General features: G+C 72.3%; 21 protein-coding genes and 3 tRNA genes. 11 read left to right on the top strand and 13 right to left on the bottom strand.

Going from position 1 to position 25,720, the window contains the following annotated elements; all coding sequences use genetic code 11:
- Positions 1-6: 6 nt before the first annotated feature.
- Together ACQB60_RS04130 and ACQB60_RS04125 are read right to left on the bottom strand one after the other, a co-directional pair.
- Positions 7-1,272: an ATP-binding protein gene (locus tag ACQB60_RS04130; RefSeq protein ID WP_496924398.1), complete on the bottom strand. Its 1,266-nt coding sequence runs from the start codon at positions 1,270-1,272 to the stop codon at positions 7-9.
- Positions 1,269-2,177 carry a hypothetical protein gene (locus ACQB60_RS04125; protein ID WP_496924397.1) on the bottom strand — a complete coding sequence of 303 codons (909 nt, stop codon included), beginning with the start codon at positions 2,175-2,177 and terminating at the stop codon, positions 1,269-1,271. Before ACQB60_RS04125 ends, ACQB60_RS04130 begins: the two co-directional genes overlap by 4 nt.
- Positions 2,178-2,485: 308 nt before the next feature.
- On the opposite strand from ACQB60_RS04125, the gene cutA reads away from it, so the two are divergent.
- The 3 genes from cutA to ACQB60_RS04110 all read left to right on the top strand — a co-directional run bounded on the left by cutA (position 2,486) and on the right by ACQB60_RS04110 (position 4,278).
- Entirely contained in the window at positions 2,486-2,827 is a 342-nt protein-coding gene (gene cutA / locus ACQB60_RS04120) for a divalent-cation tolerance protein CutA (RefSeq protein ID WP_496924396.1), read from the top strand.
- Positions 2,824-3,240, top strand: coding sequence for a gamma-glutamylcyclotransferase family protein (locus ACQB60_RS04115; protein ID WP_496924395.1), 417 nt, complete (start codon positions 2,824-2,826; stop codon positions 3,238-3,240). The genes cutA and ACQB60_RS04115 overlap by 4 nt, the downstream gene beginning before the upstream one ends.
- 357 nt (positions 3,241-3,597) lie before the next feature.
- Complete coding sequence (locus ACQB60_RS04110) at positions 3,598-4,278, top strand: DUF4232 domain-containing protein (RefSeq protein ID WP_496924394.1); 681 nt, start codon at positions 3,598-3,600, stop codon at positions 4,276-4,278.
- Between the two features lie 79 nt (positions 4,279-4,357).
- Here ACQB60_RS04110 and ACQB60_RS04105 read toward each other — a convergent pair whose 3' ends face one another.
- Both ACQB60_RS04105 and ACQB60_RS04100 read right to left on the bottom strand, forming a co-directional pair.
- Positions 4,358-6,580, bottom strand: a complete 2,223-nt coding sequence (locus ACQB60_RS04105; RefSeq protein ID WP_496924393.1) for a molybdopterin oxidoreductase family protein — start codon at positions 6,578-6,580, stop codon at positions 4,358-4,360.
- A gap of 143 nt (positions 6,581-6,723) precedes the next feature.
- A complete protein-coding gene (locus ACQB60_RS04100; protein WP_496924773.1) occupies positions 6,724-7,335 on the bottom strand; it encodes a SanA/YdcF family protein in 612 nt (203 codons plus the stop codon).
- A gap of 399 nt (positions 7,336-7,734) precedes the next feature.
- On the opposite strand from ACQB60_RS04100, the gene ACQB60_RS04095 reads away from it, so the two are divergent.
- The 5 genes from ACQB60_RS04095 (at position 7,735) to ACQB60_RS04075 (ending at position 14,895) form a co-directional block, all read left to right on the top strand.
- Positions 7,735-8,682 (top strand): sirohydrochlorin chelatase, encoded by a 948-nt coding sequence (locus tag ACQB60_RS04095; protein ID WP_496924392.1) that lies wholly within the window; start codon positions 7,735-7,737, stop codon positions 8,680-8,682.
- Between the two features lie 28 nt (positions 8,683-8,710).
- Positions 8,711-10,027, top strand: coding sequence for a deoxyguanosinetriphosphate triphosphohydrolase (locus tag ACQB60_RS04090; protein WP_496924391.1), 1,317 nt, complete (start codon positions 8,711-8,713; stop codon positions 10,025-10,027).
- 127 nt (positions 10,028-10,154) lie between these two features.
- Positions 10,155-11,417, top strand: a complete 1,263-nt coding sequence (locus ACQB60_RS04085; RefSeq protein ID WP_496924390.1) for an NAD(P)/FAD-dependent oxidoreductase — start codon at positions 10,155-10,157, stop codon at positions 11,415-11,417.
- Between the two features lie 46 nt (positions 11,418-11,463).
- Complete coding sequence (gene dnaG, locus ACQB60_RS04080; RefSeq protein ID WP_496924389.1) at positions 11,464-13,368, top strand: DNA primase; 1,905 nt, start codon at positions 11,464-11,466, stop codon at positions 13,366-13,368.
- Between the two features lie 138 nt (positions 13,369-13,506).
- Positions 13,507-14,895 (top strand): RNA polymerase sigma factor, encoded by a 1,389-nt coding sequence (locus ACQB60_RS04075; protein ID WP_496924388.1) that lies wholly within the window; start codon positions 13,507-13,509, stop codon positions 14,893-14,895.
- 3 nt (positions 14,896-14,898) lie between these two features.
- Here ACQB60_RS04075 and ACQB60_RS04070 read toward each other — a convergent pair whose 3' ends face one another.
- The 4 genes from ACQB60_RS04070 to ACQB60_RS04055 all read right to left on the bottom strand — a co-directional run bounded on the left by ACQB60_RS04070 (position 14,899) and on the right by ACQB60_RS04055 (position 20,530).
- Complete coding sequence (locus ACQB60_RS04070; protein WP_496924387.1) at positions 14,899-16,818, bottom strand: ABC transporter ATP-binding protein; 1,920 nt, start codon at positions 16,816-16,818, stop codon at positions 14,899-14,901.
- Complete coding sequence (locus tag ACQB60_RS04065; protein ID WP_496924386.1) at positions 16,818-18,551, bottom strand: ABC transporter ATP-binding protein; 1,734 nt, start codon at positions 18,549-18,551, stop codon at positions 16,818-16,820. Before ACQB60_RS04065 ends, ACQB60_RS04070 begins: the two co-directional genes overlap by 1 nt.
- A 176-nt stretch (positions 18,552-18,727) precedes the next feature.
- The gene (locus ACQB60_RS04060; protein ID WP_496924385.1) at positions 18,728-20,161 is read right to left on the bottom strand and encodes an FGGY family carbohydrate kinase; all 1,434 of its coding nucleotides are present in this window, start codon (positions 20,159-20,161) and stop codon (positions 18,728-18,730) included.
- 63 nt (positions 20,162-20,224) lie between these two features.
- Positions 20,225-20,530: a YtxH domain-containing protein gene (locus tag ACQB60_RS04055; protein WP_384831128.1), complete on the bottom strand. Its 306-nt coding sequence runs from the start codon at positions 20,528-20,530 to the stop codon at positions 20,225-20,227.
- A 146-nt stretch (positions 20,531-20,676) separates the two neighbouring features.
- Between ACQB60_RS04055 and ACQB60_RS04050 the strand changes: the two genes are divergently transcribed.
- From ACQB60_RS04050 to ACQB60_RS04040, 3 genes are all read left to right on the top strand, one after another.
- Positions 20,677-20,749 (top strand) — tRNA-Asn (locus ACQB60_RS04050).
- A gap of 5 nt (positions 20,750-20,754) precedes the next feature.
- Positions 20,755-20,827 (top strand) — tRNA-Asn (locus tag ACQB60_RS04045).
- A gap of 187 nt (positions 20,828-21,014) precedes the next feature.
- Positions 21,015-21,091 (top strand) — tRNA-Ile (locus ACQB60_RS04040).
- Between the two features lie 58 nt (positions 21,092-21,149).
- Here ACQB60_RS04040 and ACQB60_RS04035 read toward each other — a convergent pair.
- The 5 genes from ACQB60_RS04035 to ACQB60_RS04015 form a co-directional block, all read right to left on the bottom strand.
- Entirely contained in the window at positions 21,150-21,449 is a 300-nt protein-coding gene (locus ACQB60_RS04035) for a hypothetical protein (protein WP_496924384.1), read from the bottom strand.
- Between the two features lie 80 nt (positions 21,450-21,529).
- Positions 21,530-22,402, bottom strand: a complete 873-nt coding sequence (locus ACQB60_RS04030; protein WP_496924383.1) for a glycoside hydrolase family 16 protein — start codon at positions 22,400-22,402, stop codon at positions 21,530-21,532.
- Between the two features lie 77 nt (positions 22,403-22,479).
- A complete protein-coding gene (locus ACQB60_RS04025; protein WP_496924382.1) occupies positions 22,480-23,028 on the bottom strand; it encodes a cupin domain-containing protein in 549 nt (182 codons plus the stop codon).
- A gap of 43 nt (positions 23,029-23,071) precedes the next feature.
- Entirely contained in the window at positions 23,072-24,361 is a 1,290-nt protein-coding gene (locus ACQB60_RS04020) for a cytochrome P450 (protein WP_496924381.1), read from the bottom strand.
- On the bottom strand, positions 24,358-25,467 hold the full coding sequence (locus tag ACQB60_RS04015; protein WP_496924380.1) for a type III polyketide synthase: 1,110 nt from the start codon (positions 25,465-25,467) through the stop codon (positions 24,358-24,360). The genes ACQB60_RS04020 and ACQB60_RS04015 overlap by 4 nt, the downstream gene beginning before the upstream one ends.
- Between the last annotated feature and the right edge of the window lie 253 nt (positions 25,468-25,720).

Raw genomic sequence — 25,720 nt, 5'->3', positions numbered from 1 at the left:
GGCGCGTCAGGCCAGCGGCAGGTGGACCTCCGCCACCGCGCCCCCGTCGTCCGCGTTGCGCAGCGCGACCCGGGCGCCGATCACCTGGGCCTGGCCGAACGCGATGGTCAGGCCGAGGCCGGTGCCCTGGCCGCGCTCCGTGGCGCCGGTCTGGAAGCGCCGCGGACCCTCCTCGATGAGGCGCTCGGGGAAGCCGGAGCCGTGGTCGCGGACCGACACCACGGCCCCCTCGACCCGCACCTGGACCGAACCCGCCCCGTGTTTGCGGGCGTTGCCCACGAGGTTGTCGAGGATCCGCTCCAGACGGCGCGCGTCCGTCCGTACGAAAACGGGCGTCCCGACCGACTCGCAGGGCACGTCCGCCCGCTCCGCGACGCACTCCACCAGCGAGCCCAGCGGATGCACGGCCAGGTCCGGCTTCTCCACGTCGGCGTCGAGCCGGGCGATCTCCAACAGGTCCTCGGTGAGGGTGCGCAGGGCGCCGACCCGGTCGCGCACCAGCTCCGTGGGGCGGCTCGGCGGCAGCAGCTCGGCGGCGGTGTACAGGCCGGTCAGCGGCGTGCGCAGCTCGTGCGCGACGTCCGCGGTGAACCGCTGCTCCGCCACCAGGCGGCGCTGCAGCGACGCGGCCATCGTGTCGACGGCGGTGGCCAGTTCGGCGACCTCGTCCTTGCCGCGCCCGGTGCCCGCAGGGCGCGGATGGCCGATGCGGGCGTCCAGGTCGCCCTGGCTGATGCGGCGCGCGGTGGCCGCCGCGGTGCGCAGCTCCCGGCTGAGCCGGCTGGAGAGACCCGCGCCGCCGAGCGCGGCGAGCCCGACCACGAGGGCGCCGGAGGCCATCAGCTGCTGGTCGAAGTCGGCCATCTCGTCGGCCTGTTCGTGCAGCGACTCGCGGATGGACAGGACCTGGTGGCCGATCGGCCGGGCCGCCCAGACCGCCGGTTCGTCGGAGCTCATGTCCAGATACGTCGTCCGCTTGCCCGCGAGCGCGGCGGCCCGCAGCGGCCCCGGCAGGTTCGGGTCGTCGATCGAGGCGTCCGCGTCGTCCTGGTGGACCTGCCCGGTCAGCGCGTACAGCTGTCGCACGCGGATGAGCTGAGCGGTGGCGCCCGAGCGCGCGTTCTCCGAGACCTGGTCGAGCCGCGCCTGGTGGATCAGCAGGCCGATGCCGACGGCGACCACTGAGCAGCCCACCGCGAGCAGGGCGGCGATCTTCCAGCGCAGGCCGAGGGAGTTGAGCCCGGCACGGGCGCGGCACAGGACACGCCTCACGAGGTGCCGTCCAGGTCGCCGCCGTCGACGTCGGCCGGGCCGCCGCCCTCGTCCTCGGGCTCCGGGAGGGGGGCCTGCCCGGTGGGCTCGGCGGTGGGCCCGATGAGCGGGGGAGCGGGCGGCAGGGAGGAGCGCCCGTCGCCGCGCGAGGGCTTCTTCGGCGGGGCAGCGAGCGAGGCGTTGCCGGACGGCGCGGGCCGGGGCCCCTCGCTCTCGTCGGCCTCGGGCTTCGGGTCGGGCGCGGGCGCGCTCGGGTTCTCGGGCGACTTCTTGTAGGTCTTGTTGTCCTCGAAGGTCCCCATCCGCACCCCGTTCCAGTGGTAGCGCACGGCCTGCTCGCCACCGTCCGCGCACGGGCTGCGCACGAGGATGTCCTTGCCGAGCGCCTCGATGCTCATGCGGCGCCCGGAGGTGAAGAGGATCGGGTACACCTTGCCGTCGCGCATCGTGTACACGGCGAGCACGCTCCGCCCGCTCTCCAGGTCGGCGGCGACGAGCAGGTCCCGCCTGCCGTCCCCGGTCAGGTCCGCGTACACGGGGGGCCGCAGTCCGGCGCGGCCCGGCCCGGAGATCGTGGCCCGGTCGGAGAGGGGCCTCATGCGCGGGTCGGCCCGCAGGATCGTCGCGACGTCCAGGTCGGCGATCTGGTCGTCGTCCACCTTCGGCAGCCCCTTCAGGGCCTTCGGCGGGGGCTGCCGGGTGGCGGTGTCGGCGGCGGGCGCGTCCGAGGAGGGGCTGGACCAGGCGGGCCAGAACGGCTCGGGGTGCGGCTGCACGGACATGGACGGCGCGATGTCACCGTCCGCGAGCCCGTTCGCCCCGCCGCAGCCGGCCAGCGCGGCGGCGGCCAGGGCGGCGAGGGGCGCGGCCAGGAGGAGGCGGCGGCGAGGGGAACGCTGGTTCATGGTGACCGTCGGGCAGGGAGGCGGGAGGGCTGCGAAGGGGGTGGTGGCGGCCGGTCCGGTTGCGCGGGGATTCGGCAGAGGGACCGGCCACCGCAGTCGACAGTAGGAAGCCCGCATCACAGAAACCGGGATGTTATGTAACAGAACCCACTACAAGTGCCGCGATCCCCCGTATCGGGACCTTGGACCTGGCAGGAGGGCCCGCCGGGGGCGGGGCGTCGGGCCGGAGGAGAGGGTAGGGGGAGGGCGAGCGACCCCTGAGTTGTGAATGAAGGAGCCCGGGCAGTGAACGAGAAGGAGTCCAGGCAGTGAGCGAGAACGACCGGACGGACCCGCACCTGCTGACCGTCCTGACCACGACGGACACCGAGGACAAGGCGGCGCGGCTCGCACGGGGCGCGGTGACGGCCCGCGTCGCGGCCTGCGTGCAGATCAACGGCCCCGTCACCTCCGTCTACCAATGGGACGGCGCCGTCGAGACGGCCCGCGAGTGGCAGCTCCTCCTCAAGACGACGGCCGCCCGCTACGCCGCCCTGGAGGCATGGCTGACCGAGGCCCACGACTACGACACCCCGGAGATCATCGCGACGCCGGTGGTACGGGCGGCCCCGGCGTACGCGGAGTGGGTGGAGCGGGAGACGGCGGGGTGATCCCGTTCTTCGTCTACGGCACCCTGCGCCCCGGCGAGCCCAACCACGCGGCCTATGTCCGGGGCCGGGCCCGGTCGGAGGAACCGGCGACGCTGCCCGGGGCCGTCCTGTACGACGGCCCCGGATACCCGTACGCGGTGGAGTCCTCCTTCGCCCAAGGGGCGGGTATACGGGGCGAGTTGATGACACCTCGCCCCTCTGTGTACGGCTGGCTGCTCGCCGCCCTGGACGTCCTGGAGGAGTACACGGCGCCGGGCGCGCCGGGCAACGTGTACGAGCGGACCGCCCGCGAGGTGCGCCTCGGCGACGGCAGGGCGGTACGGGCGTGGGTGTACGTGGCGGCGCCGGAGGTGGAGAAGGGGCTGCGGGAGAGGGGGCGGGTGATCGAGACGGGGGACTGGCGGGACAGGTGAGGGGCGGGACGGACGGGGCGGGACAGGGAGGGGCGGGACGGGGCGGGTTGAGGAGAGCATGCCACTGGGAGTGGTCAAGTCCCCCTGCGTCACGGGTCTGTCCCAGCGGGCGGTGACCGCGAGGGAACACGGAGCGGACGCGGAACGGACGCGGAACGGTGGCGGGAACCGCCGTCCGGGCGGGATGCGCCCGGTTGCGGCGGTCATCGTGCCTGGCTGTGCGTGTAACAGGAATGTCTTGGCGGGCAGTTGGGAGGAACGGTTCACCGGGCCGGACAGCTCTTGGTGCTCAGAAACGCCGGCTCGTAACGGCTCGTAGCGAGCGGCCGGCCCCCGACCCACACTGAGGACCACACGATGCGCGTTCGCAAGCTCACCTTCGCCGCCCTGGCCGTTGCCGCGGGTCTCTCCCTCGCGGCCTGCAACGGTGACGACACGGCGCAGAGCGACCCGTCGTCCGCGCCCACCAAGGCGTCCTCGGGCGGCGGTTCGGGTGCGGGCGGCTCGGACCAGGGCGGTGGCAAGGACTCCGGCGGCAAGGGCTCCGGCGGCAAGGACACCGCCGGGCAGAACTCCGGCGGGCAGGGCGCGGGCTCCGGCGGGAGCGGCGCGTCGGACAAGTGCCGTACGGACGACCTGGACATCACGGCTTCGGACAGCACCATCGACGGCGACCCCGAGGGCACCGTGGCGGTGACGATGAAGAACGGCGCGGGCCACGACTGCGTGCTCGCCGGCTACGCGGGCGTCGACCTGAAGACCAGCGAGGGCTCGCTGTCCGCGCAGCGCAGTGGCGAGAAGTCCACCCCGGTGACCCTCAAGGACGGGGAGTCGGTGTCCTTCGGCGTCACCTACCCGCTGAACGAGTCGGGCGGCTCCGGCGTCGGCGTCACCAGCATCGTGGTGACCCCGCCGAACGAGACGAAGTCCTTCACCATGGCGTGGCCGGGCGCCAAGTCACTGCCCGTCACGGACGGTTCCGGCTCCCCGGTGAAGGTCGGCCCGATGGGCAGCGCGGGCCAGGGCGGCGCCCAGTGACGCTCTGAGCAGGCGCCCGGGGCGAGGTGCTCAGAGGGAGCCGGGGCGAGGTGCTCAGAGGGAGCCGGGGGCAAGGTGCTCAGAGGGGCGCCCCGCTCACCCGATGTGCCTCGACCCGCACCGCGCACACCTTGAACTCCGGCATCCGGGACACCGGATCGAGCGCCGGGTGCGTCAACGAGTTGGCGCGCCCCTCTCCCGCCCAGTGGAACGGCATGAACACCGTGTCGGCCCGGATCGCCTCGCTGACCCGGGCGGGAGCCACCGCCCGCCCGCGCCGCGAGACCACGGCGACCGGCTCGCCGTCCGCGACCCCGACCCGCGCGGCGAGCCGGGGATGCAGCTCCACGAACGGCCCCGGCGCCGCCTCGTTCAACTCGTCCACGCGCCGCGTCTGCGCCCCCGACTGGTACTGCGCGAGCACCCGCCCCGTGGTGAGCAGCACCGGGTACTCCGCGTCCGGCTCCTCGGCGGCCGCCCGGTGCACCACCGGCACGAACCGGGCCCGCCCGTCCTCGGTGGCGAACCGCTCCAGGAACAGCCGGGGCGTCCCGGGATGCGAGGCCGCCAGCGCCTCTGCATCACCTTCAAGCCCCCCTGGACACGGCCAGAACACCCCCGCCGCATCACCCTCCGCAGCCCCACCCTCCGCCGCATCACCCTCCGGGCCGGACGGCTCCCTCAACCGCTCGTACGTGATCCCCGAGTAGTCCGCGACACCCCCCGCACTCGCCCTCCTCAACTCCTCGAACACCGCCTCCGGTTCGGCCGGGAACCCCTTCTCGTGGCCGAGCAGCGCCGCGAGCCCCCGCAGCACCTCCAGGTCGCTGCGCACCCCCTCCGGCGGAGACACCGCGCGCTGCCGCAGCAGCACCCGGCCCTCCAGGTTCGTGACCGTGCCCGTCTCCTCGGCCCACTGCGTCACCGGAAGGACCACGTCCGCGAGCGCCGCCGTCTCCGACAGCACCACGTCCGCCACCGCCAGGAAATCCAGCGACCGCAGCCGCTCCTCCACATGCGCGGCCCGGGGCGCCGACACGACCGGGTTGGACCCCATCAGGAGCAGCGACTTCACGTCCCCGCCCAACGCGTCGAGCAGCTCGTACGCCGACCGCCCCGGCCCGGGGAGCGCCTGTGGCTCCACCCCCCACACCCGCGCCACATGGGCCCGCGCCGCCGGATCCGTCAGCTTCCGGCAGCCGGGCAACTGGTCGGCCTTCTGGCCGTGTTCGCGGCCGCCCTGGCCGTTGCCCTGCCCGGTCAGACAGCCGTACCCGGACAGCGGCCGCCCGGCCCGGCCCGTGGCCAGGCACAGGTTGATCCACGCGCCCACGGTGTCCGTGCCCTTCGACTGCTGCTCGGGCCCGCGCGCGGTGAGCACCATGCCCGTCTTGGCGTCGCAGAACAGCCGCACCGCCTCGCGCAGTTCGGGCACCGCGACGCCCGTGATCCGCTCGACGTGCTCCGGCCAGTGCGCCATCGCCGCCGCCCGCGCCTGTGCCCAGCCGGTGGTGCGCTCCTCGATGAACTCCTCGTCCGTGCGGCCCTGGGCCACGACCAGGTGCAGCAGGCCGAGCGCCAGGGCGAGGTCCGTGCCCGGCCGGGGCGCCAGGTGCAGGTCCGCCTGCTCGGCGGTCCGGGTCCTGCGCGGGTCGACGACGATCAACTTCCCGCCGTTCTCCCGCAGTTCCGTGAAGAACCGCAGCGCGGGCGGCATCGTCTCCGCGAGGTTCGAGCCGACCAGGATCACGCACCCGGTGCGCGGGATGTCCGCGAGCGGGAACGGCAGCCCCCGGTCGAGCCCGAACGCCCGCTGTCCCGCGGCGGCCGCCGACGACATGCAGAACCGGCCGTTGTAGTCGATCTGCGAGGTCCCGAGCACGACCCGCGCGAACTTCCCGAGCGCGTACGCCTTTTCGTTGGTGAGCCCACCGCCGCCGAACACCCCGACCGCGTCCGCTCCGTGCTCCCGGCGGGTACGGGCCAGCTCCCCGGCGATCCGCCCGAGCGCCTCCTCCCAGGTGGCGGGCGTGAGCTCGCCGGTGGCGGGGGAGCGGACGAGGGGCTCGGTCAGCCGGACCCGGCCGGCGAGCACGGCGGGCGCGGTCCGCCCCTTGCCGCACAGCGCGCCCCGGTTCACCGGGAACCCGGCCCGCTCCACGACCTCCACCCCGCCGGGACCCGGCCCCGGGACCAGGCCCATGCCGCACTGCAGCGCGCAGTACGGGCAGTGCGTGAGCGTCGCCGCCGGAGCCCCTGCCTTCGAGTCCGCCGGTGTCTCCGATATCGCCGTGGAGTGCATGCCACCCAGCGTCCGACCTGCGTGTTACGCGGCCCCGTGCACGCGGTTACGCATGCGGTACGCCGGCCTCAGCGCCCCACGCCCACGACTGTGAGGTCACGCCGACCAGCGCTGCGAGGTCTCCGTGACCCACCCCTGCGCGGTCACCGCGGCGACGCGAGCGCCCGCTCCACCCCCTCCTCCTTCTGCCCCAGGAACCGCGGATCCGGCCGGACCGCCGCGTCGAGCGCCGCCTTGCCCGCGGCGAACACCTCGCGGGCGCCGCCGTAGTACCAGGTCGCGTCGTGCACGGCGTCCACTCCCACCCCGTACGACCGCACGCCCGCCGCCCGGCAGAGTGCGACCGCCCTGCGTATGTGGAAGCCCTGGCTGATCAGCACGGCCCGGTCCACCCCGAAGATCTTGCGGGCGCGCACGCACGAGTCCCAGGTGTCGAAGCCCGCGTAGTCGCTGACGATGCGGCGGTCCGGGACGCCGCGCTCGGTGAGGTAGGCGCGCATGGCGTCCGGTTCGTCGTAGTCCTCGCGGCTGTTGTCGCCCGTGACGAGCACGACCTCTATGCGGTGCGCGCGGTACAACTCGGCCGCCGCGTCCAGGCGGTGGGCCAGATACGGGGACGGCTCACCGTCCCAGAGCCCCGCGCCGAAGACGACCGCCACCTCGGTGCGCGGCACGTCCGCCGTCGTGCGCAGCCGGTCGTCCGTCGTCACGAACAGCCAGGTCGCGGGCAGCAGCGCGAGCACGCAGCAGACCATCACGGACTGCACGAGCCGCCGCTGCCCCGCCCGCGTCCGCGGCCACCTGGGCCGCCGCCACACCCGACCCCACCCCCGCCGCACGGCCGCCAACGCCCCGGCCCACCCCGCCCGTTGCGCCGCCCGGGGCCCTCGCGCCTCCCGTGCCTCCCGCGTCCCCTCAGCCTTCTCGTCCATCTCCGACTCTGTCCCCCGGTCCATCCCCGTCCCCCCTCCCGCTGACCGCCGCGCCCCCGCGCGACCCCCGCACCGATCCCACCCCCACGCCGGTCACCCGACCGCACGATCAAAGGTAGGCGGCCCCACTGACAACGCCCCGCCCCGGCCCGTGAGCCTCCGCGAAATCACCCGTCACCGCCACGCAACACCTCCGCAATCTGCCGCGGCCATCCTCGGTCCATGACGCCGTCGAACCCTCCGCGCGACGAGTCCGGCAGCACCCCTCTAGAGAGCACGGCGCAACTCATGAACCGCATCACCGCTCAGCTCGGCAGCCAGCTCGGCGACGTCTCCCGCAACGGCAGACGCCGCACCCCCGCTCCCGGTTCCGCCCCCGCGCAGGCCCCGCTCGTCGTCGTCGCCCACGGCAGCCGCGACCCGCGCGCCCTCAGCACCGTCACGGCCCTCCTCGACCGGGCCCGCGCCCTGCGCCCCGGACTGCCCGTACGCCTCGGCCACATCGAGCTGAACGAACCCCTGCTCGGCGACACCCTCGCGGACCTGGCCACCGAAGGCGCCGCCGCCCCCGGTGACCCCGCCGCCCCCGCCCCCGTTCTCGTCCCCCTCCTCCTCAGCCGCGGCTACCACGTCAAGCACGACATCCCCGCCGCCGTCGCCGCGACGCCCGGCCTCACCGCCCGCGTCGCCGCCCCGCTCGGCCCGCACCCGCTGCTCGTCGAGGCGCTGTACGCCCGGCTCGTCGAGGCCGGCTGGAACCCCCGTACGAGCGAGGCCGCGCGCCGCCGCAGCGGCGTCGTGCTGGCCGCCGCGGGCTCCCGCGACCCGGAGTCCGCCACCGACACCGGCCACACCGCGCGGCTCCTCGCCGAGCGCCTCGGCGTCCCCGTCGTCCCCGCCTACGCGACCCCGACCCCGGGCACCCCGCACACCGTCGCGGACGCGCTGGGCTCGCTCGCCGCCCGCGGCCGCCACCGGGCCGCCGTCGCCTCGTACTTCACCGCGCCGGGCCGCTTCGCCGCCCAGTGCGCCGCGGCGGGCCCGTGGATCGCCGCCGCCCCGCTCGGCGACCACCCCGCCCTCGCCCGCCTCCTCCTGCACCGCTACGACGAGGCCCGCACCGGCACGGGCCGGGATCAGGCCGCGGCACGCCAGCTCGCCAGCGCCTGACCGAGGCGCGAGAGCTACTGTCGATGGCATGGAAGGCACAGCACAGAACGCGCACTTCGAGAACGAGGCGGCCGGGGCGGCCGGAGCGGCGGCCGTCGAGCGGTGGGCGCCGGAACCGGACAAGCGGCCGGGCCGCACCGCCTTCCAGCGGGACCGCGCGCGCGTGCTGCACTCCGCCGCGCTGCGCCGCCTCGCCGGGAAGACCCAGGTGGTCACGCCCGGCACCAAGTTCCAGGCGTGGGACGCCAGCGCCCGCACCCGGCTGACCCACTCCCTGGAGTGCGCCCAGGTCGGCCGCGAGCTGGGCGCCGCACTCGGCTGCGACCCCGACCTGGTGGAGACCGCCTGCCTCTCCCACGACCTCGGCCACCCGCCCTTCGGTCACAACGGGGAGCAGGCCCTCAACGAAATCGCCGAGGACTGCGGCGGGTTCGAGGGCAACGCCCAGTCGCTGCGCCTGCTCACCCGCATCGAACCGAAGCGCTTCGTAAGAAGTGAGGCGACGGGCGAACTGGTGAGCGTCGGCCTCAACCTCACCCGGGCCGCCCTCGACGCCGCCACCAAGTACCCCTGGCCCCGCGGCGCCCACCCCACCGACCCGGCGTCCCCCAAGTTCGGTGTCTACGAAGACGACCGGCCCGTCTTCGACTGGGTCCGCAAGGAGGCCCCCGGCACCCGCACCTGCTTCGAGGCGCAGGTCATGGACTGGTCCGACGACGTCGCGTACTCGGTGCACGACCTCGAAGACGGCCTGCACGCCGGGCACATCGACCCGAACGCGCTGCACGCCGAGCCCGAGCGCCGGGACGTCTTCGCCGTCGCGATCGGCCGCTACGTCCCCGAGGACACCGACCCCGAAGAGCTCTCCGAGGCCCTCGACCGCCTCCTGGAACAGGAGTGGTGGCCGCACGGCTACGACGGATCGGCCGTCGCCCAGGCCCGGTTGAAGGACGCCACCAGCCAGCTCATCGGCCGCTTCTGCCTGGCCGCCGAGGCCGCCACCCGCGCGCGGTACGGCACCGGCCCCCTCACCCGGTACGCCGCCGAACTCGTCGTCCCGCGCGCGGCCCGCCACGAGTGCGCCGTCCTCAAGGCCGTCGCCGACCTGTACGTGATGCAGCGCCCCGCCCAGGAGCGGCTCCGCGCCGACCAGCGCGTCTGCGTCGCCGAACTCGCCGAGGCCCTCACCGCGCGCGCGCCCGAAGGGCTGGACCCGCAGTTCCGCGCGCTCTACGACGCGGCACCCGACGACCGCGCCGCGCAGCGCGTCGTGATTGACCAGATCGCGTCCCTCACGGACGCCGCCGCACGCTCCCTGCACGCCCGGCTCACGTCGCGCAGATAGCGGCCCGTGACCATGGGGTGACCACGGGGCGTGACGAAAAGTGGCCCAATGTGCTGACGCCCCCTTCCGTCATCACGCTCCGTGCGGGACGCTCACGTACGGCCTGAAAGCAACGAGGAGGCATCAAGTGGTCGACGCTGATCAGACGTTCGTCATTGTCGGAGGAGGTCTGGCCGGAGCCAAGGCGGCCGAGACGCTCCGCGCCGAGGGGTTCACCGGCCGTGTGATCCTCATCGGTGACGAGCGCGACCACCCTTACGAACGCCCGCCGCTGTCCAAGGGCTACCTCCTCGGCAAGGAGGACCGCGACAGCGTCTTCGTCCACGAACCGGCCTGGTACGCCCAGGCGGACGTGGAGTTGCATCTCGGCCAGACGGTCGTCGCGATCGACCGCGCCGCCAAGACGGTCACCCTCGGAGACGGCGCGGTCATCGGCTACGACAAGCTCCTGCTCGTCACCGGCGCCGAACCGCGCCGCCTGGACGTCCCCGGTACGGGCCTCGCGGGCGTCCACCACCTGCGCCGCCTCGCCCACGCCGACCGGCTGCGCCACGTCCTGACGGCCCTCGGCCGGGACAACGGCCACCTGGTGATCGCGGGCGCCGGCTGGATCGGCCTGGAGATCGCCGCGGCCGCCCGCGAGTACGGCGCGGAGGTCACCGTCGTCGAGCCGGAGCCCACCCCGCTGCACGCCGTCATCGGCCCCGAGGTCGGCCAGATGTTCGCCGACCTGCACGCCGAGCACGGCGTCCGCTTCCACTTCGGCGCGAAGCTCACGGAGATCACCGGCCAGGACGGCATGGTCCTCGCGGCCCGCACGGACGACGGCGAGGAGCACCCGGCGCACGACGTGCTGGCCGCCATCGGCGCCGCCCCCCGCACCGCCCTCGCCGAGTCCGCGGGCCTCGCCCTGGTGGACCGGGCGCACGGCGGCGGCATCGCGGTCGACGCGGGCCTGCGCACCTCGGACCCGGACATCTACGCCGCGGGCGACGTCGCCGCGACCCCGCACTCCGTCTTCGGCGGCCGGCTGCGCGTGGAGCACTGGGCCAACGCCCTGAACGGCGGCCCGGCGGCGGCCCGCTCGATGCTCGGCCAGGAGGTCACCTACGACCGCGTCCCGTACTTCTTCTCCGACCAGTACGACGTGGGCCTGGAGTACTCGGGCTGGGCGCCCCCGGGCACGTACGACCAGGTCGTGGTCCGCGGCGACGCGGGCAAGCGGGAGTTCATCGCCTTCTGGCTGAAGGAGGGCCGCGTCCTCGCGGGGATGAACGTGAACGTGTGGGATGTGACGGAGGCCATCCAGAACCTGATCCGCACAGGAGCGAAGCCGGACCCCGAGGCGCTCGCCGACCCCTCGGTCCCGCTCGCCTCGCTGACGGACTGAGGCTCCCTCGGTCAGGACTGTCACCGCATCCCCGTAGAATTCACGCGTGGCAGGCAGGATCAATGACGAGGACGTGAAGGCGGTTCGGGACGCGGTCCCGATCGACGCCGTGGTGTCCGAGTACCTGCAACTGCGCAACGCGGGCGGCGGGAACCTGAAGGGCCTGTGCCCCTTCCATGACGAGAAGTCGCCGTCCTTCCAGGTCAGCCCCAGCAAGGGTCTCTTCCACTGCTTCGGCTGCCAGGAGGGCGGCGACACCCTCACCTTCGTGATGAAGGTCGACCACCTCACCTTCTCCGAGGCGGTGGAGCGCCTCGCCGCCAAGGCCGGCATCACGCTGCGCTACGAAGAGGGCGGGTACAACCCCTCGCACCAGCGCGGCGAGCGCATCCGCCTGGTAGAGGCCCACAAGGCGGCCGCGCAGTTCTACGTGGACCAGCTGGAGTCCCCGGAAGCCGAGATCGGCCGGAAGTTCCTCGCCGAGCGCGGCTTCGACCAGGCGGCGGCCGCGCACTTCGGCGTGGGCTACAGCCCGGCGGGCTGGGACCACCTGACCCGCTTCCTGCGCGGCAAGGGCTTCACCGACAAGGAGCTCACCCTCTCCGGCCTCTCCCAGGAGGGCCGCCGCGGCCCCATCGACCGCTTCCGTGGCCGCCTGATGTGGCCGATCCGCGACATCGGCGGCGAGGTCGTCGGCTTCGGCGCCCGCAAGCTCCGCGACGACGACAACGGCCCGAAGTACCTCAACACCCCCGAGACCCCGATCTACAAGAAGTCCCAGGTCCTGTACGGCATCGACCTGGCCAAGAAGGAGATCGCCAAGTCCTCCCGCGCGGTCGTCGTCGAGGGCTACACGGACGTGATGGCCTGCCATCTCGCGGGCATCACGACGGCCATCGCGACCTGCGGCACCGCCTTCGGCGGCGAGCACATCAAGATCCTCCGCCGCCTCCTGATGGACAACGGCTCGGCCCGGGTGATCTTCACCTTCGACGGCGACGCGGCGGGCCAGAAGGCCGCCCTGCGCGCCTTCGAGGACGACCAGAAGTTCGCCGCCGAGACCTACATCGCCATCGCCCCCGACAACATGGACCCCTGCGAGCTGCGCCTGGCCAAGGGCGACGAGGCGGTCGCAGACCTGGTCGAGCCCCGCACGCCGCTCTTCGAGTTCGCGCTCCGCCAGATCGTCGCCCGCTACGACCTGGAGACCCCGGCGGGCCGCGCCGCGGCCCTCGACGAGGCGGCGCCCGTCGTCGCCCGCATCAAGAACACCGGCGCCCAGCACGAGGTCGCCGTCCAGCTCGCCGGCATGCTCGGCATCCTCGACACCCAGTTCGTGGTCAAGCGCGTGGCCCAGCTGGCCCGCTGGGCCCGCGAGCGCGGCTCCAAGGGCCCCGCCCCCGCCCAGCAGCGCCGCCCTTCGCCCGCGTACGAGAACCAGGCGTCCCCGGGCTTCAGCGGCCCCGCCCTGACCCTGCGCAGCCCCGCCCACCGCACCGAGCGCGAGCTGCTCAAACTCGCCCTGCAGCGCCCCGAGTTGGTCTCCCCGGCCTTCGACGCGTACGGGACGGACGAGTTCACCGCCCCGCCGTACGCCGCCGTGCGCCAGGCCATCGAGGAGGCGGGCGGCGCCGAGGCGGGCGTCCAGGACGAGCAGGCGTACATCGCGCGCGTACGGGAAGCCGCGCCGGACGACGCCGTTCGCGCCATGGTCACGGAGCTCGCCGTCGAGGCCATCCTGCGCCGCACGGTCGACGAGATGTACGCAGGTATCCAGCTCGTCCAGGTCCGGCTGCGCGCCGTCGACCGCCGCGTCCGCGACATCCAGGGCACCCTCACCCGTCTCGGCGCGGGCGGCGACCCCCAGCAACTCGCCTCCGTGCAGAACGAGTTGTGGATTCTCCAGCAGTACGGCCAGGCGCTGCGTGAACGGGGCGCAGGCGCCCTCTGAGGCGCCGCCGGGCAACGGAAGGACTGGCCCTAGGGCCAATGGTTACCCGGCGGGTAACCACGCGGTCACGGACGGGACTCAAAAAGTCACCGCATGCCCCTCGTGGCGGCCGTGTGTCGTACCCCACACTGGGTTGCGGTGCCTGAGTCCTCGGAGCGCGGCCGGCCCGCAGACAGCGGGCCCGACACCCCCGCGGTTCCACACATCGTGTTCGGGACGGACAGCGGTGAGCCCGCGGTCGCCGATCCCGTCCTACCGCTGCCGCACGCCTCAGCTGCGATCACCCTGGAGGTCGCCCCCGTGCAGACCCAGACCCTCACCCAGAACGACACCGCCACGCGCGCGGACACGGACGCCGAACCGGAGGCGGAGACCACCGTCCTGGAGGCGGTGCCGCAACAGAGCCGCGCCGCGCACCACCCGGAAGTCCAGGAGTCGGCACCGGAGTCCGCAGGCCCCGAAGGCCCGGAAGCGGAGGCCCCGGAGGTCCTGGAGGCCGAGCCCGCCGAGGCCGCGGAACCCGCCGAGGCCGCGGAACCCGTCGAGGCCGCGGAGCCCGTCGAGGCCGCGGAGCCCGTCGAGGTGCCCGCCGCCCGCACCCGCGCCGACACCGGCGGCCCCTCCTCCGACCTGTTCCGCCAGTACCTGCGCGAGATCGGCCGGATACCGCTGCTCACGGCCGCCGAGGAGGTCGAGCTCGCCCGGGGCGTCGAGGCCGGTCTCTTCGCCGAGGAGAAGCTCGGCAGCACCCCCGACCTGGACACCCAACTCGCCCTGGACCTCGACAAGTTGGTGGTCGCGGGCCGCATGGCCAAGCGCCGCCTCATCGAGGCCAACCTGCGCCTGGTCGTCTCCGTCGCCAAGCGCTACGTGGGCCGCGGACTGACGATGCTCGATCTCGTCCAGGAGGGCAACCTGGGCCTGATCCGCGCCGTCGAGAAGTTCGACTACGCCCGCGGCTACAAGTTCTCCACGTACGCGACCTGGTGGATCCGCCAGGCCATGTCCCGCGCCCTCGCCGACCAGGCCCGCACGATCCGAGTCCCGGTCCACGTGGTCGAGTTGATCAACCGGGTCGTCCGCGTCCAGCGCCGCATGCTCCAGGAGCGCGGCTACGAACCGACCCCCGAAGAGGTCGCCGCCCACCTCGACCTGCCGCACGAGCGCGTCAGTGAGGTGCTGCGCCTGGCCCAGGAACCCGTATCGCTGCACGCCCCCGTGGGCGAGGAGGACGACGTCGCGCTCGGCGACCTCATCGAGGACGGCGACGCCACAAGTCCCGTGGAATCAGCGGCGTTTCTGCTGCTCCGCGAGCACCTGGAGGCGGTCCTCTCCACCCTCGGAGAGCGCGAGCGCAAGGTCGTCCAGCTCCGCTACGGCCTCGCGGACGGCAGGCCCCGCACCCTGGAGGAGATCGGCCGCATCTTCGGCGTGACGCGCGAACGCATCCGCCAGATCGAATCCAAGACCCTCAACAAGCTGCGGGACCACGCCTTCGCGGACCAGCTCAGGGGCTACCTCGACTGAGCCTCAGTCGACCTCTGCCACGGCTTGCGCGAACTGGGCCGCGTACAGCCGTGCATAGGCCCCCTCGGCCGCCAACAGGGCGTCGTGCGTGCCCTGTTCGACGATCGCCCCGTTCTCCATCACCAAGATGGTGTCCGCGTCGCGGATCGTCGACAGACGGTGCGCGATGACGAAGGAAGTGCGGCCGTGCGCGAGGCGTGCCATCGCCTTCTGGATCAGCACCTCCGTACGCGTGTCCACCGAACTCGTCGCCTCGTCGAGCACCAGGATCACCGGGTCGGACAGGAACGCCCGCGCGATGGTGATGAGCTGCTTCTCGCCCGCGCTCACCCCGGTGCCCTCGTCGTCGAGGACGGTGTCGTAGCCCTCGGGCAGCGTCCGGACGAACCGGTCCGCGTGCGCGGCCTTCGCGGCCTCCTCGATCTCCTCGCGCGTGACGTCCTTCGCGGCGCCGTACGCGATGTTCTCGGCGATCGTGCCGCCGAACAGCCACGTGTCCTGGAGCACCATGCCGATCCCGGACCGCAGTTCGTCCCGCGACATCTTCGACACGTCGACGCCGTCCAGCGTGATGCGCCCGCCCGTGACTTCATAGAACCGCATCAGCAGGTTCACGAGCGTCGTCTTGCCCGCACCGGTCGGCCCGACGATCGCGACGGTGTGGCCCGGCTCCACGGTCAGGGACAGGTCCTCGATGAGCGGCTTGTCCTCCTCGTACCGGAAGGAGACGTGCTCCATCTCGACGCGGCCGCGCAGCTGGTCGGGGCGCTCGCCCGGCACGGGGTCGGCCTCCTGCTCGTCCGCGTCCAGGAGTTCGAAGATCCGCTCGGCCGAGGCGACCCCGGACTGCACCAGGTTCGCCATCGAGGCCACCTGCGTGAGCGGCATCGAGAACTGCCGCGAGTACTGGATGAACGCCTGCACATCACCGATGGACAGCGACCCGGAGGCCACCCGCAGACCGCCGACGACGGCCACCAACACATAGTTCAGGTTCGAGATGAAGAACATCAGCGGCTGCATGACACCGCTGTTGAACTGGGCCTTGAACCCGGCCTCGTACAGCGCGTCGTTCTGCTCGGCGAACGCCTTGGCCGACTCCTCCTGGCGCCCGAAGGTCTTCACCAGGGTGTGGCCGGTGTACATCTCCTCGATGTGCGCGTTGAGCTTTCCCGTGGTCTTCCACTGCTGCACGAACTGGGGCTGAGAGCGCTTGCCGACCTTCGTCGCCACGAGGAACGACAGCGGCACGGTGATCAGCGCCACCAGTGCGAGCAGCGGGGATATCCACAGCATCATCACCAGGACGCCGATGATCGTCAGCAGCGAGTTGATGAGCTGCCCCATCGTCTGCTGGAGCGTCTGCCCGATGTTGTCGATGTCGTTGGTGGCGCGGCTGAGGACCTCGCCGCGCTGGCGCTTGTCGAAGTAGGACAGCGGCAGCCGCGACATCTTCGCCTGCATGTCCGCGCGCATCCGGAACACGGTCCGGTTGATCGCGCGGTTGGAGAGCCGCGTCCCGATCGCCATCATCAGACCGGCCGCGAGGAACGTGCACAGCGCCAGGAGCAGTACGGAGCCGATGGCGCCGAAGTCCATGCCCTTGCCCGGGGTGAAGTCGAGCCCGGAGAGCATGTCGGCCATGCCGCCGTGCCCGCCCTGGCGCAGGTTCTCCAGCGCCTGTTCCTTGGTGGCGCCCTCCGGCATGTCGCGCCCGACGATGCCCGCGAAGATCAGGTCGGTGGCCCGGCCCAGGATCTTCGGGCCCACCACGGAGAGCCCGACGCTGAGGACGACCGCGACGAGCATCCCGTACATGGTGGCCCGCTCGGGCTTGAACTGCGCGAGCAGCCGCTTGCCGGACCCCTTGAAGTCCAGCGACTTCTGCGGGGGGCCCGCCATCATTCCGCCTGGCCCTGCCATCAGGCCGCCTCCGCTTCCGTCAGCTGGGAGAGCACGATCTCCCGGTAGGTCTCGTTGCCGTCCATCAGCTCGCCGTGGGTGCCGGTGCCGACGACGCGGCCCTCGTCGAGGACCACGATCCGGTCGGCGTCCCGGATGGTCGACACGCGCTGGGCGACGATCACCACGGTCGCCTCGGCGGTCTCCCGGCCGAGCGCCGCGCGCAGGGCGGCGTCCGTGGCGTAGTCGAGCGCGGAGAACGAGTCGTCGAAGAGATAGATCTCCGGGCGCTGTACGAGCGTCCGCGCGATCGACAGGCGCTGCCGCTGGCCGCCGGAGACGTTCGTACCGCCTTGCGCGATGGGCGCGTTGAGCCCGTGCTCCAGCTTCTCCACGAAGTCCTTGGCCTGGGCCACCTCGAGCGCGTGCCAGAGCTCCTCGTCGGTGGCGTCGGGATTGCCGTAGCGCAGGTTCGTCGCGACGGTGCCGGCGAAGAGGTACGGCTTCTGCGGCACCAGGCTCACGGTCTTCGCGAGCAGCTTGGGGTCGAGCGTCGACACGTCCACGCCGTCGACCAGGACCTCACCGTCGGTGGCGTCGAACAGCCGGGGTACGAGCCCGAGGAGCGTCGACTTGCCGCTGCCGGTCGAGCCGATCACGGCGGTGGTCTCCCCGGGGCGCGCGACCAGGTCGATCGCCTTGAGCACCGGCTCCTCGGCGCCCGGGTACCGGAACCCGGCCCCGCGCACTTCGAGGTGGCCGTGGCGCAGCAGCTTGCGGACCGGGTCGGCCGGCGGCACGACGCTCGACTCCGTGTCCAGGACCTCCTGGATGCGCTCGGCGCAGACCTCGGCGCGCGGCACCATCATGAACATGAAGGTGGCCATCATCACGGACATCACGATCTGCATGAGATACGCGAGGAACGCGGTGAGCGCCCCGATCTGCATGCCGCCGCTGTCGATGCGGTGGGCGCCGAACCACACCACCGCGATCGACGAGATGTTCACGACGGTCATCACGATGGGGAACATCAGCGCGAGCAGCTTGCCGGTCCCCAGGGACACCTCGGTCAGCGAGGCGTTGGCGCCCCGGAAGCGCTCCTTCTCGTAGTCGTCCCGCACGAAGGCGCGGATGACGCGGTTGCCGGTGATCTGCTCGCGCAGCACCCGGTTCACCGTGTCGAGCCGCTCCTGCATGGTGCGGAACAGCGGGCGCAGCTTCCGCACGATGAGGCTCACGGAGATGCCGAGCACGGGGACGACGGCGACCAGGACACCGGAGAGCGGCACGTCCTGCCCGAGGGCCATCACGATGCCGCCGACGCACATGATCGGCGCGGACACCATCAGCGTGAACGACATCAGCACGAGCATCTGCACCTGCTGGACGTCATTGGTGGTCCGGGTGATCAGCGAGGGTGCCCCGAACTGGCCCATCTCGCGCGCGGAGAACGACTGCACGCGGTCGAAGACGGCGGTCCGGACGTCACGCCCGAGCGCGGCGGCGGTCCGCGCGCCGAAGAAGACGGCGCCGATGTTGCAGACCATCTGGACCACGGTGACGGCGATCATGAGACCGCCGAACGACAGGATGTAGCCCGTGTCTCCCTTCACGACACCGTTGTCAATGATGTCCGCGTTCAGGGTGGGCAGATAGAGAGAGGCGCAGGTCTGCAGGAACTGCAGCAGCACCAGCAGGGCGATGGGCTTCTTGTACGGACCGAGGTGGGTCCGCAGGAGTCGTATGAGCACGCTCGGTCTCTCGAGTCAGGCTTGGGAGGTTCTCTTCATGGCTTCATGGGCGAGGTCGCCCACCATCCTCCGCCACCTGACCCGTCGGCGTACAACGGATTAACCCATGACCGGGTCAAAAAACGGCCCCACCCCAGAAAGCCTCCAGAAAGGGCTTACGCTCCGCGACGCCGCCCCTACGCTCCCGCCATCGCCCCGGGGTGCGCCTGCTCCCGCACCGTCACGTACTGCTGTCGCACCGCCTTGCCCACCGCCAGCTCCTCACCGGGCTCGAACACCTGCGCCGTGGCCCCCTGCCACTGCGGCAGCTGCCCGGTCAGCGCCCACGCGGCCTGCCGCGCCGCACCGATCGCCGCGTACTCCGCGGGCTGCGGAACCACGACCTGCGTGCCGAAGAGCATCGGCGCCGCCGCCTGCACGGCGGGCAGCTCGGCGGCCGCCCCGAGCAGGAACACCCGCTGCACGTCCACGCCCCGGCCGCGCAGCACGTCGAGCGCGTCCGCGAGCCCGCACAGCATGCCCTCGAAGGCGGCCCGCGCCAGGTGCTCGGGCTTCATCGACTCCCGCCGCAGCCCGGTCAGCGTCCCCGCCGCATGCGGCAGATTGGGCGTCTTCTCGCCCTCCAGATAGGGCAGCAGAACCAGCCCGTGCGCCCCCGGAGTCGACTTCATCGCAAGCTCGGACAGCGCCTCCAGCCCGTCCACGCCCAGCATCTCCGCCGTCCCGCGCAGCGTCCGTACGGCGTTGAGCGTATGCACCACCGGCAGATGCATGCCCGTGGCGTCCGCGAGCGAGGTGATGATCCCGCTCGGGTCGACGAGCGCCTCATGGTGCACGGCCATCACGGACCCCGAGGCCCCGAGCGACACCACCGCGTCGCCCTGCCGCACCCCGAGCCCGAACGCCGCCGCCATCGTCTCGCCGGTGCCCGCCGAGATCAGCAGCCCCTCGGGCGTCGTCCCGGCCGCCTCGGCGGGACCTATCACCTCGGGCAGCATCGCCTGGTGCCCGAGCGCCAGCTCCACCAGATCAGGCCGGTAGGTGCCCGTGGCCGCCGACCAGTACCCGGTCCCGGAGGCCCCGCCCCGGTCCGTCGTACGCCGGGCCGGGCGCCCGAGCAGCTGCCACACCAGCCAGTCGTGGGCCTGCATCAGCAGCGCCACCCGGCGCGCGGCATCGGGCTCGCTCTTCGCCAGCCAGCGCAGCTTCGTGACGGGGAGCGCCGACTGCGGCACCGCCCCCACGGCCTCGGCCCAGGGCTGCCGCCCACCGAGCCCGTCGATCAGATCCGCCGCGGCGACCTGCGCCCGCGGATGGTTGCCCACGAGCGCGGGCCGCACCGTGACACCCCCCGCGTCCAGCGGCACCAGCGCGTTCTGCTGCGCCGATACGCCGATGGCCTGCACGCCCTCGAGCAGCCCCCCGCCCGCTGCCTCGCCGAGGGACAGCAGCCACGCCTGCGGATCCACGTCCGAAGGACGGCCCCCGCCCTCGGCGCTCTCCAGCGGATGCGGGGCATAGCCCTGCTTGAGTACGGCCCCCGTGTCCGTGTCACAGACGACGATGCGCGTGGAATCGGGCGAACTGTCCAGCCCTGCGACTATCCCCATGCCAGGAATTCTGCCGCACCACGCGCACCGCCCCGCAACCGTCCGCCCCGAAGGCCCCGGCCCCTAGGTGTTGCTGGTGCCCCAGTCGTCGTCCTCGCCGCCGCCCTGCCCCCGCTCGCGCAGCGACCGCACGCGCTCGGCCACGGAGTCGGGCATCCGGTCGCCCACCTTCTCGGAGACCGAGTGGAGCGCCTTGCCCGCGACGTCCCTGCCCTGCTGGGCCGCGGACTCGACGGTGTTGCGCACGGCGGGGTTCTGGGCGACCTCTCGGGCGGACTTCTTCAGCTGCTCGTAGCGCTCGCGTCCGGCGCGGGTCCCGAGCACATACCCGAGAGCCAGCCCGGCGACGAATGTGAGCCGGTAGCGCATGACTGCCACCCTTCCCTTGCGTCGACGTCGGTCGCAGGGGATACCGATTGGCGGAGCACCCCCCTGCTTGCGCTAATGTATGTGTCGCAGCGAGCGCCCGCCGCCCGGGAATCCCCAGGTAGGTGACATCGTTGCAAGCGAGACGATCCCCTGTAGCTCAATTGGCAGAGCAGCCGGCTGTTAACCGGCAGGTTACTGGTTCGAGTCCAGTCGGGGGAGCTCGGTCTCCTGTAGCTCAATTGGCAGAGCAGCCGGCTGTTAACCGGCAGGTTACTGGTTCGAGTCCAGTCGGGAGAGCTTGTCGAAGGACCCTTGAGGTGAGCCTCAAGGGTCCTTCTTTGTGCGGGATTTCGTCCCTGGTGGAACCACGCGGGCGCGGGCGCGGTCCTCATGGTCGAGCGATGCCGACCATCCGAAGCAGGAGATCGTATGAGCGGCTATGCTGCGGCAGACGGCGCGCACAAATGTGCGCGACGCGCCGTTAGGGGCGGTAGCTCAGCCGGTTAGAGCAGCGGACTCATAATCCGTCGGCCGTGGGTTCGAGTCCCACCCGCCCCACCAAGGCTCCCCCGGCAGGAACGTTTCGACCTGCGGTGAAGGCTTCGGCCCGACAGGGCCGTCACAGTGCCGTCTCGTCGAAGACGTCCTCGAAGACGCCGGTCAGCTCGGTGCTCTCGACGATCTCCGCGAGGCGGTCCAGGGCGTCGGGGCGGGTCAGGGAAGCGGCCCGCTCCTGGAACTCGGCCAGGGTCATGTCCAGGTGCAGGACCGTGATGACCTGGCGGTCGTCGGCGGTGTTGCGGGCGACCGTGACCCGGGCCGGATACGCGCCCTCGCGGTTCTCGGGGGCCCAGGCCGCTCTGAACTGTTCGTCGGTGACTCCGGGCTTGAGCGTGCGCACGAATACCGCGGTGAGCATGGGGTGTTTCCCTACGTCGAGCCGTCTTCCTCGGACGCGATCACCGTAGGGGCGGGCGGGGGTCACTGCCACACACGGATCTACTGCCACACGCGGATGTAGTCCACGTACATCGTCGCGTGCCAGTCGAACGTCTCGTCGTGGACGGAGCCGTCGGCCCAGTTGTCGAGGACCTCGTGGGAGAGGATCGGGAACTCCTTGACCTGGCTGATGAGCTTGGGGTCCGTGACCGTGCGGACCACCGTGCCGTCGTACAGGAACTGCAGCTGCGTGGGCGTCCATTTCAGGCCGAAGGTGTGGTACCAGGTGCTGTGCAGGCCGGGGGCGTTCGCGACCGTGCCGGAGGACTGGTGGTCGGCGCCGTAGCCGTCCCAGTGGAGCGTCGCGGAGAACTTGTCGGCCTGGTAGTTGGTCTCTGTGATGTCCATCTCGGCGCCGTCGCGGGCCGTGCCGTCGACCGCGCCGCCCGGGGTGAGGCCCGCGTCCGCCTGGAGCCAGACCGCGGCGAGGTGGCCGTTGGTCCGCGCCGGGGTGTGCACGCGGGCTTCGAGGGTGCCGTGGGTGTACGCGAACTTGCCCTGGCTGTCGATGCGGCCGCCGGAGTACTGGTTCGGGCCCAGCTGTCCCACGTCGATGGCGAGGGCGCCCTTGCCGTCGGTGCGGACGTTGGCGGGTTTGTACCACCAGCGGTCACCGGGGGCCGCTCCGGCGCGCTCCTGGTCGCGGGCGGTCCAGCGGGCGGTGGAGACCGTGGCGCCGTCGAACTCGTCGCTGAAGACGAGGGTCTGGGCCGCCTCTGCGTCGAGAGGCTGGGCATGGGTCGGGGTCGCCGGGTCGATCAGGCCCGTGCCGGTGGCGGAGGGTGCCGTCGTGGCGTGGGTGGTGGGGGCTGTCAGGAGGGCGTAGGCGCAGGCGGTCGCGGTGAGCAGTGCGGCGGTGGTGCGGTCTCTCATGGCGTCACCCTTCGAAGGTGTGGGCGCGATGGAAAACGCTTTCTCCGCCGGTATGGTCCAGACCGTCTGACGGACTGTCAATGGCTGTGACGCAGGGGGGTCAGCTGTTCGATGTCGTAGCGGGTGCGGAGTTCCGCGATGGCGGCGGGGTCGGGCGGGTCCGGGGGCTCGGCCGCGGCCAGGATGTCGAGGAGTTCGTCGAAGTAGCGCTCGTGGTCGGGGGGCGGGGAAGACAGGAAGAACATGCGGGCCTGGGTGTCCGTGGGGTTGGCGAAGGCGTGCGGGCAGCCGGGCGGGACCGCGATGACCGTGCCGGGGGTGGCCCGGGTGACGCGGCGCCCGGTGGGCGACTCCCAGCGCTGCCAGCGGTCGGGGGTGCGCACGCGGGGCTCGAAGGCCAGGATGTCGAGCTCGCCCTCCAGGACGTAGAAGAGCTCCTCGCTGCGGGTGTGGACGTGGGCGCCGACGTCGAAGCCCGGCGGCACCGTCACCTCGAAGCTGGAGGCCATGCGGGAGTGCGCGCCGGTGACCTTGAACGTCACCTCCTGGGCGGCGGTGCGGACGGTGCGGCCGTGGCCGGGCGGGAGCAGGAGGCCCTCGGGGGCCGGGGGAGTCAGTGCGGTCATGGGGGCGTCGGGCCTCCTCGCTCGTCGTTCGCCGGGCGCCGTTTCACCAGGTGACCGGCAACGCCTCGGGGCCGCGGATCAGGGCGCCCTTGCGCCAGCGGACCTCGTCCGGCGGGACCGCGAGGGCCAGGCCGGGGAAGCGGTCCAGGAGCGCCGTCAGCAGGAGCTCCGACTGCATGCGGGCGACCAGGCCGCCCACGCAGTAGTGCGGGCCGTGGCCGAAGGAGACGTGCGGGCTCGCGGGGGAGCGGTCGAAGTCGACGGTGTCGGGGTCCGGGAAGACGTCCGGGTCGCGATTGGCCGCCAGGTAGGAGACGTAGACCGGCTCGCCCGCGCGGACCGTGCGGCCGCACAGGTCGAGGTCTTCGAGGGCGATGCGGGACAGCCCCACGGCGCTGCGGTGCGGGATGAAGCGGAGCAGTTCGTCGGTGGCGCGCGGCAGCACGGCGCGGTCCGTGCGCAGCCGGTCCCACAGGTCGGGGCGGGACAGCAGGAGGTGGACCATCTGGCCGGTGTTGTGGGTGACCGCCTCGCCGCCGATCTGGATGAGGATGGCGAAACCCACCGCCTCTTGTTGCGAGAGGTCGCCGCGGGCGACCGCCGTGCCCAGGAGGGACACGACGTCTTCGCCGTCGGCGCGCTCGCCGATCAGTGTGGTGAAGCAGGCCGCCATGGCCTGCTTGGCCTGCTCGCTGCGGTCGGCGCCCTCGGAGGAGGAGAGGATCAGCTGGGTCCAGTCGTGCATGTCCTTGCGGTGCTCGCCGGGGATGCCCATGACCTCGCTGATCACCGCGATGGGGAACGGGGTGAGCAGGCGTTCGGTGAGGTCGGCGGGCGGGCCCTGGGCGAGCAGCTCGTCGCAGAGGGCGTCCAGGGCGCCCTGGACGCGGCCGCGCAGGCGCTCCGTGTGCCGGGCGCTGAACGCCGACGTCACCGCGCGGCGCAGCCGGGTGTGGTCGGGCGGGTCGACGAAGCCGACGGCGCCCGGCATCGGGATGAAGTGCGGTGCCAGGCGCGTGACGTGACGCCCCACGACCGCCTCGCGGCTGAGCCGGGCGTCGTTGGTCACCTGCTTCACGTCGTCGTAGCGGGTCACCAGCCAGGCCCAGCCCTCGCCGTGGGGCAGCTTGATCCGGGTGAGCGGGCCCTCGCGCATCAGCTCGCCGAGGACCGGGTCGAAGTCGGTGGGTCCCGCCAGGTCGAGGGCGGGCCAGTCGCGGACGGGGGGCGGGGTGGTGGTGTCGGTGGCGTCGTCGGCGGTGAAGGGGCAACCGCTTTCGTCCGGCCTTTCGCCCCGCTCGCCGGCCGCCGTCCCGGTCGTACGGGATGTCATACGAGGGCCTCCACGTCGTCGCCGGTGTCGCGGGCGCCGACCCGGGCCGCGGCGCTCGCGTCGTGGGTCCAGCGGCCCAGGGAGATCTCCGCCGTGATGCCCGGGCCGAACCCGGCGATCAGGCCGCGCGCCGACTCGTGGGCGCCGCCCTCCTCGAAGAGGCGGCGCAGCGCGTCCAGGACGACGGCGCTCGCGATGTTGCCGCGCTCGGTGAGCGTGGCCCGGCTGAAGCGGAACGCCTCCGGGGGCACGTGCAGGAAGGTGCTCAGGTCGTCCAGGATGCGCGGGCCGCCCGCGTGGACGATGTAGAAGTCCAGGTCGGAGGCGTTCCAGCCGTGGTCGGCCGCGAGGTCCTCGAGGGCCGGGGCGAGCGGCTCCATCGTGGTGGGCACGCGCTTGTCGAGCAGGAAGTGGAAGCCGGTGGCGCGGACGTCGTAGGAGATCCAGTCCTCGGTGGCGGGCACCAGGTGGGAGCCGTTGCGCTCCAGGGTGACGCCCGTGCCGCCGTGGCCGCGGACGACGGCCGCGGCGATGCCGTCGCCGAACAGGCCGTTGGACAGGAGCGAGCCGATGCCCAGGTCCGTGGGCTGGTAGCAGAGGGAGCAGAACTCGCAGGCCACGATGAGGGCGTTGGCGTCCGGGTAGGCGGTGCAGAAGTCGTGCGCCCGGTTGATGGCCGCACCGCCGGCGGCGCAGCCGAGCTGGGCTATGGGTATCTGCCGGGTGTCTCCGGGAAAGCCCATCGTGTTGATCAGCCAGGCCGTCATCGACGGCATCATGAAGCCCGTACAGGAGACGTAGATGATCACGTCGATGTCGGCGGCGCACAGGCCCGCGTTGTCCAGGGCCTGGCGCACCACGGCGGGCACCCGGGCCTTCGCCTCGGCCTCGTAGAGGCGGTTGCGGTCCTCGAAACCGGGGTGGCGCAGGGTCTCCTCGATGGGCTGCACGAGGTGCCGGGTGCGCACGCCCGTGTTGGCTATCAGTCTGAGTGCGAGCGGGAGTTGAGGGTGGCCGGCGTGCAGCGTGCGCGCCAGCTCCAGCGTCTCCTCGACGGTGATCACATGTTCCGGGACACTGACGGCGGGCTTGCACAGCGTTGCCATGGACTCCCTCTCTCACGGGGACTGGTTCCCCCACCCTTGCCGAGGCCCTCGGGAACAGCGCCCGGGACTACTCCAGTGAGGTGGGGTGTCCATGCCTACCGGCCGGTCGACGGGGCGGGAAAGGCGGCGGCCGCGCAACGGGGCAGATGCGGACAACTTCGGGCGAATGTTGAGGAGTTGACCGGTGTGCATCTTCCTGGCGGTGCCCTGCTTCCTCCATGGATCGCGAGGATCTCGTGGACGATTCGCGGAA

It is taken from the genome of Streptomyces odontotermitis, assembly GCF_050510915.1.
Taxonomy (GTDB): Bacteria; Actinomycetota; Actinomycetes; order Streptomycetales; family Streptomycetaceae; genus Streptomyces.
Note: the sequence above shows the minus strand (reverse complement) of the source record. Positions and strands in the feature narration are given on the sequence as shown.

Bases quoted from the DNA above. Each gene is read 5' to 3' on its own strand.
- ACQB60_RS04125 (WP_496924397.1), bottom strand. From the start codon at position 2,177: ATGAACCAGCGTTCCCCTCGCCGCCGCCTCCTCCTGGCCGCGCCCCTC.
- ACQB60_RS04110 (WP_496924394.1), top strand. From the start codon at position 3,598: ATGCGCGTTCGCAAGCTCACCTTCGCCGCCCTGGCCGTTGCCGCGGGT.
- ACQB60_RS04105 (WP_496924393.1), bottom strand. From the start codon at position 6,580: ATGCACTCCACGGCGATATCGGAGACACCGGCGGACTCGAAGGCAGGG.
- ACQB60_RS04100 (WP_496924773.1), bottom strand. From the start codon at position 7,335: ATGGTCTGCTGCGTGCTCGCGCTGCTGCCCGCGACCTGGCTGTTCGTG.
- ACQB60_RS04095 (WP_496924392.1), top strand. From the start codon at position 7,735: ATGACGCCGTCGAACCCTCCGCGCGACGAGTCCGGCAGCACCCCTCTA.
- ACQB60_RS04090 (WP_496924391.1), top strand. From the start codon at position 8,711: ATGGAAGGCACAGCACAGAACGCGCACTTCGAGAACGAGGCGGCCGGG.
- ACQB60_RS04070 (WP_496924387.1), bottom strand. From the start codon at position 16,818: ATGGCAGGGCCAGGCGGAATGATGGCGGGCCCCCCGCAGAAGTCGCTG.
- ACQB60_RS04060 (WP_496924385.1), bottom strand. From the start codon at position 20,161: ATGGGGATAGTCGCAGGGCTGGACAGTTCGCCCGATTCCACGCGCATC.
- ACQB60_RS04055 (WP_384831128.1), bottom strand. From the start codon at position 20,530: ATGCGCTACCGGCTCACATTCGTCGCCGGGCTGGCTCTCGGGTATGTG.
- ACQB60_RS04035 (WP_496924384.1), bottom strand. From the start codon at position 21,449: ATGCTCACCGCGGTATTCGTGCGCACGCTCAAGCCCGGAGTCACCGAC.
- ACQB60_RS04030 (WP_496924383.1), bottom strand. From the start codon at position 22,402: ATGAGAGACCGCACCACCGCCGCACTGCTCACCGCGACCGCCTGCGCC.
- ACQB60_RS04025 (WP_496924382.1), bottom strand. From the start codon at position 23,028: ATGACCGCACTGACTCCCCCGGCCCCCGAGGGCCTCCTGCTCCCGCCC.
- ACQB60_RS04020 (WP_496924381.1), bottom strand. From the start codon at position 24,361: ATGACATCCCGTACGACCGGGACGGCGGCCGGCGAGCGGGGCGAAAGG.
- ACQB60_RS04015 (WP_496924380.1), bottom strand. From the start codon at position 25,467: ATGGCAACGCTGTGCAAGCCCGCCGTCAGTGTCCCGGAACATGTGATC.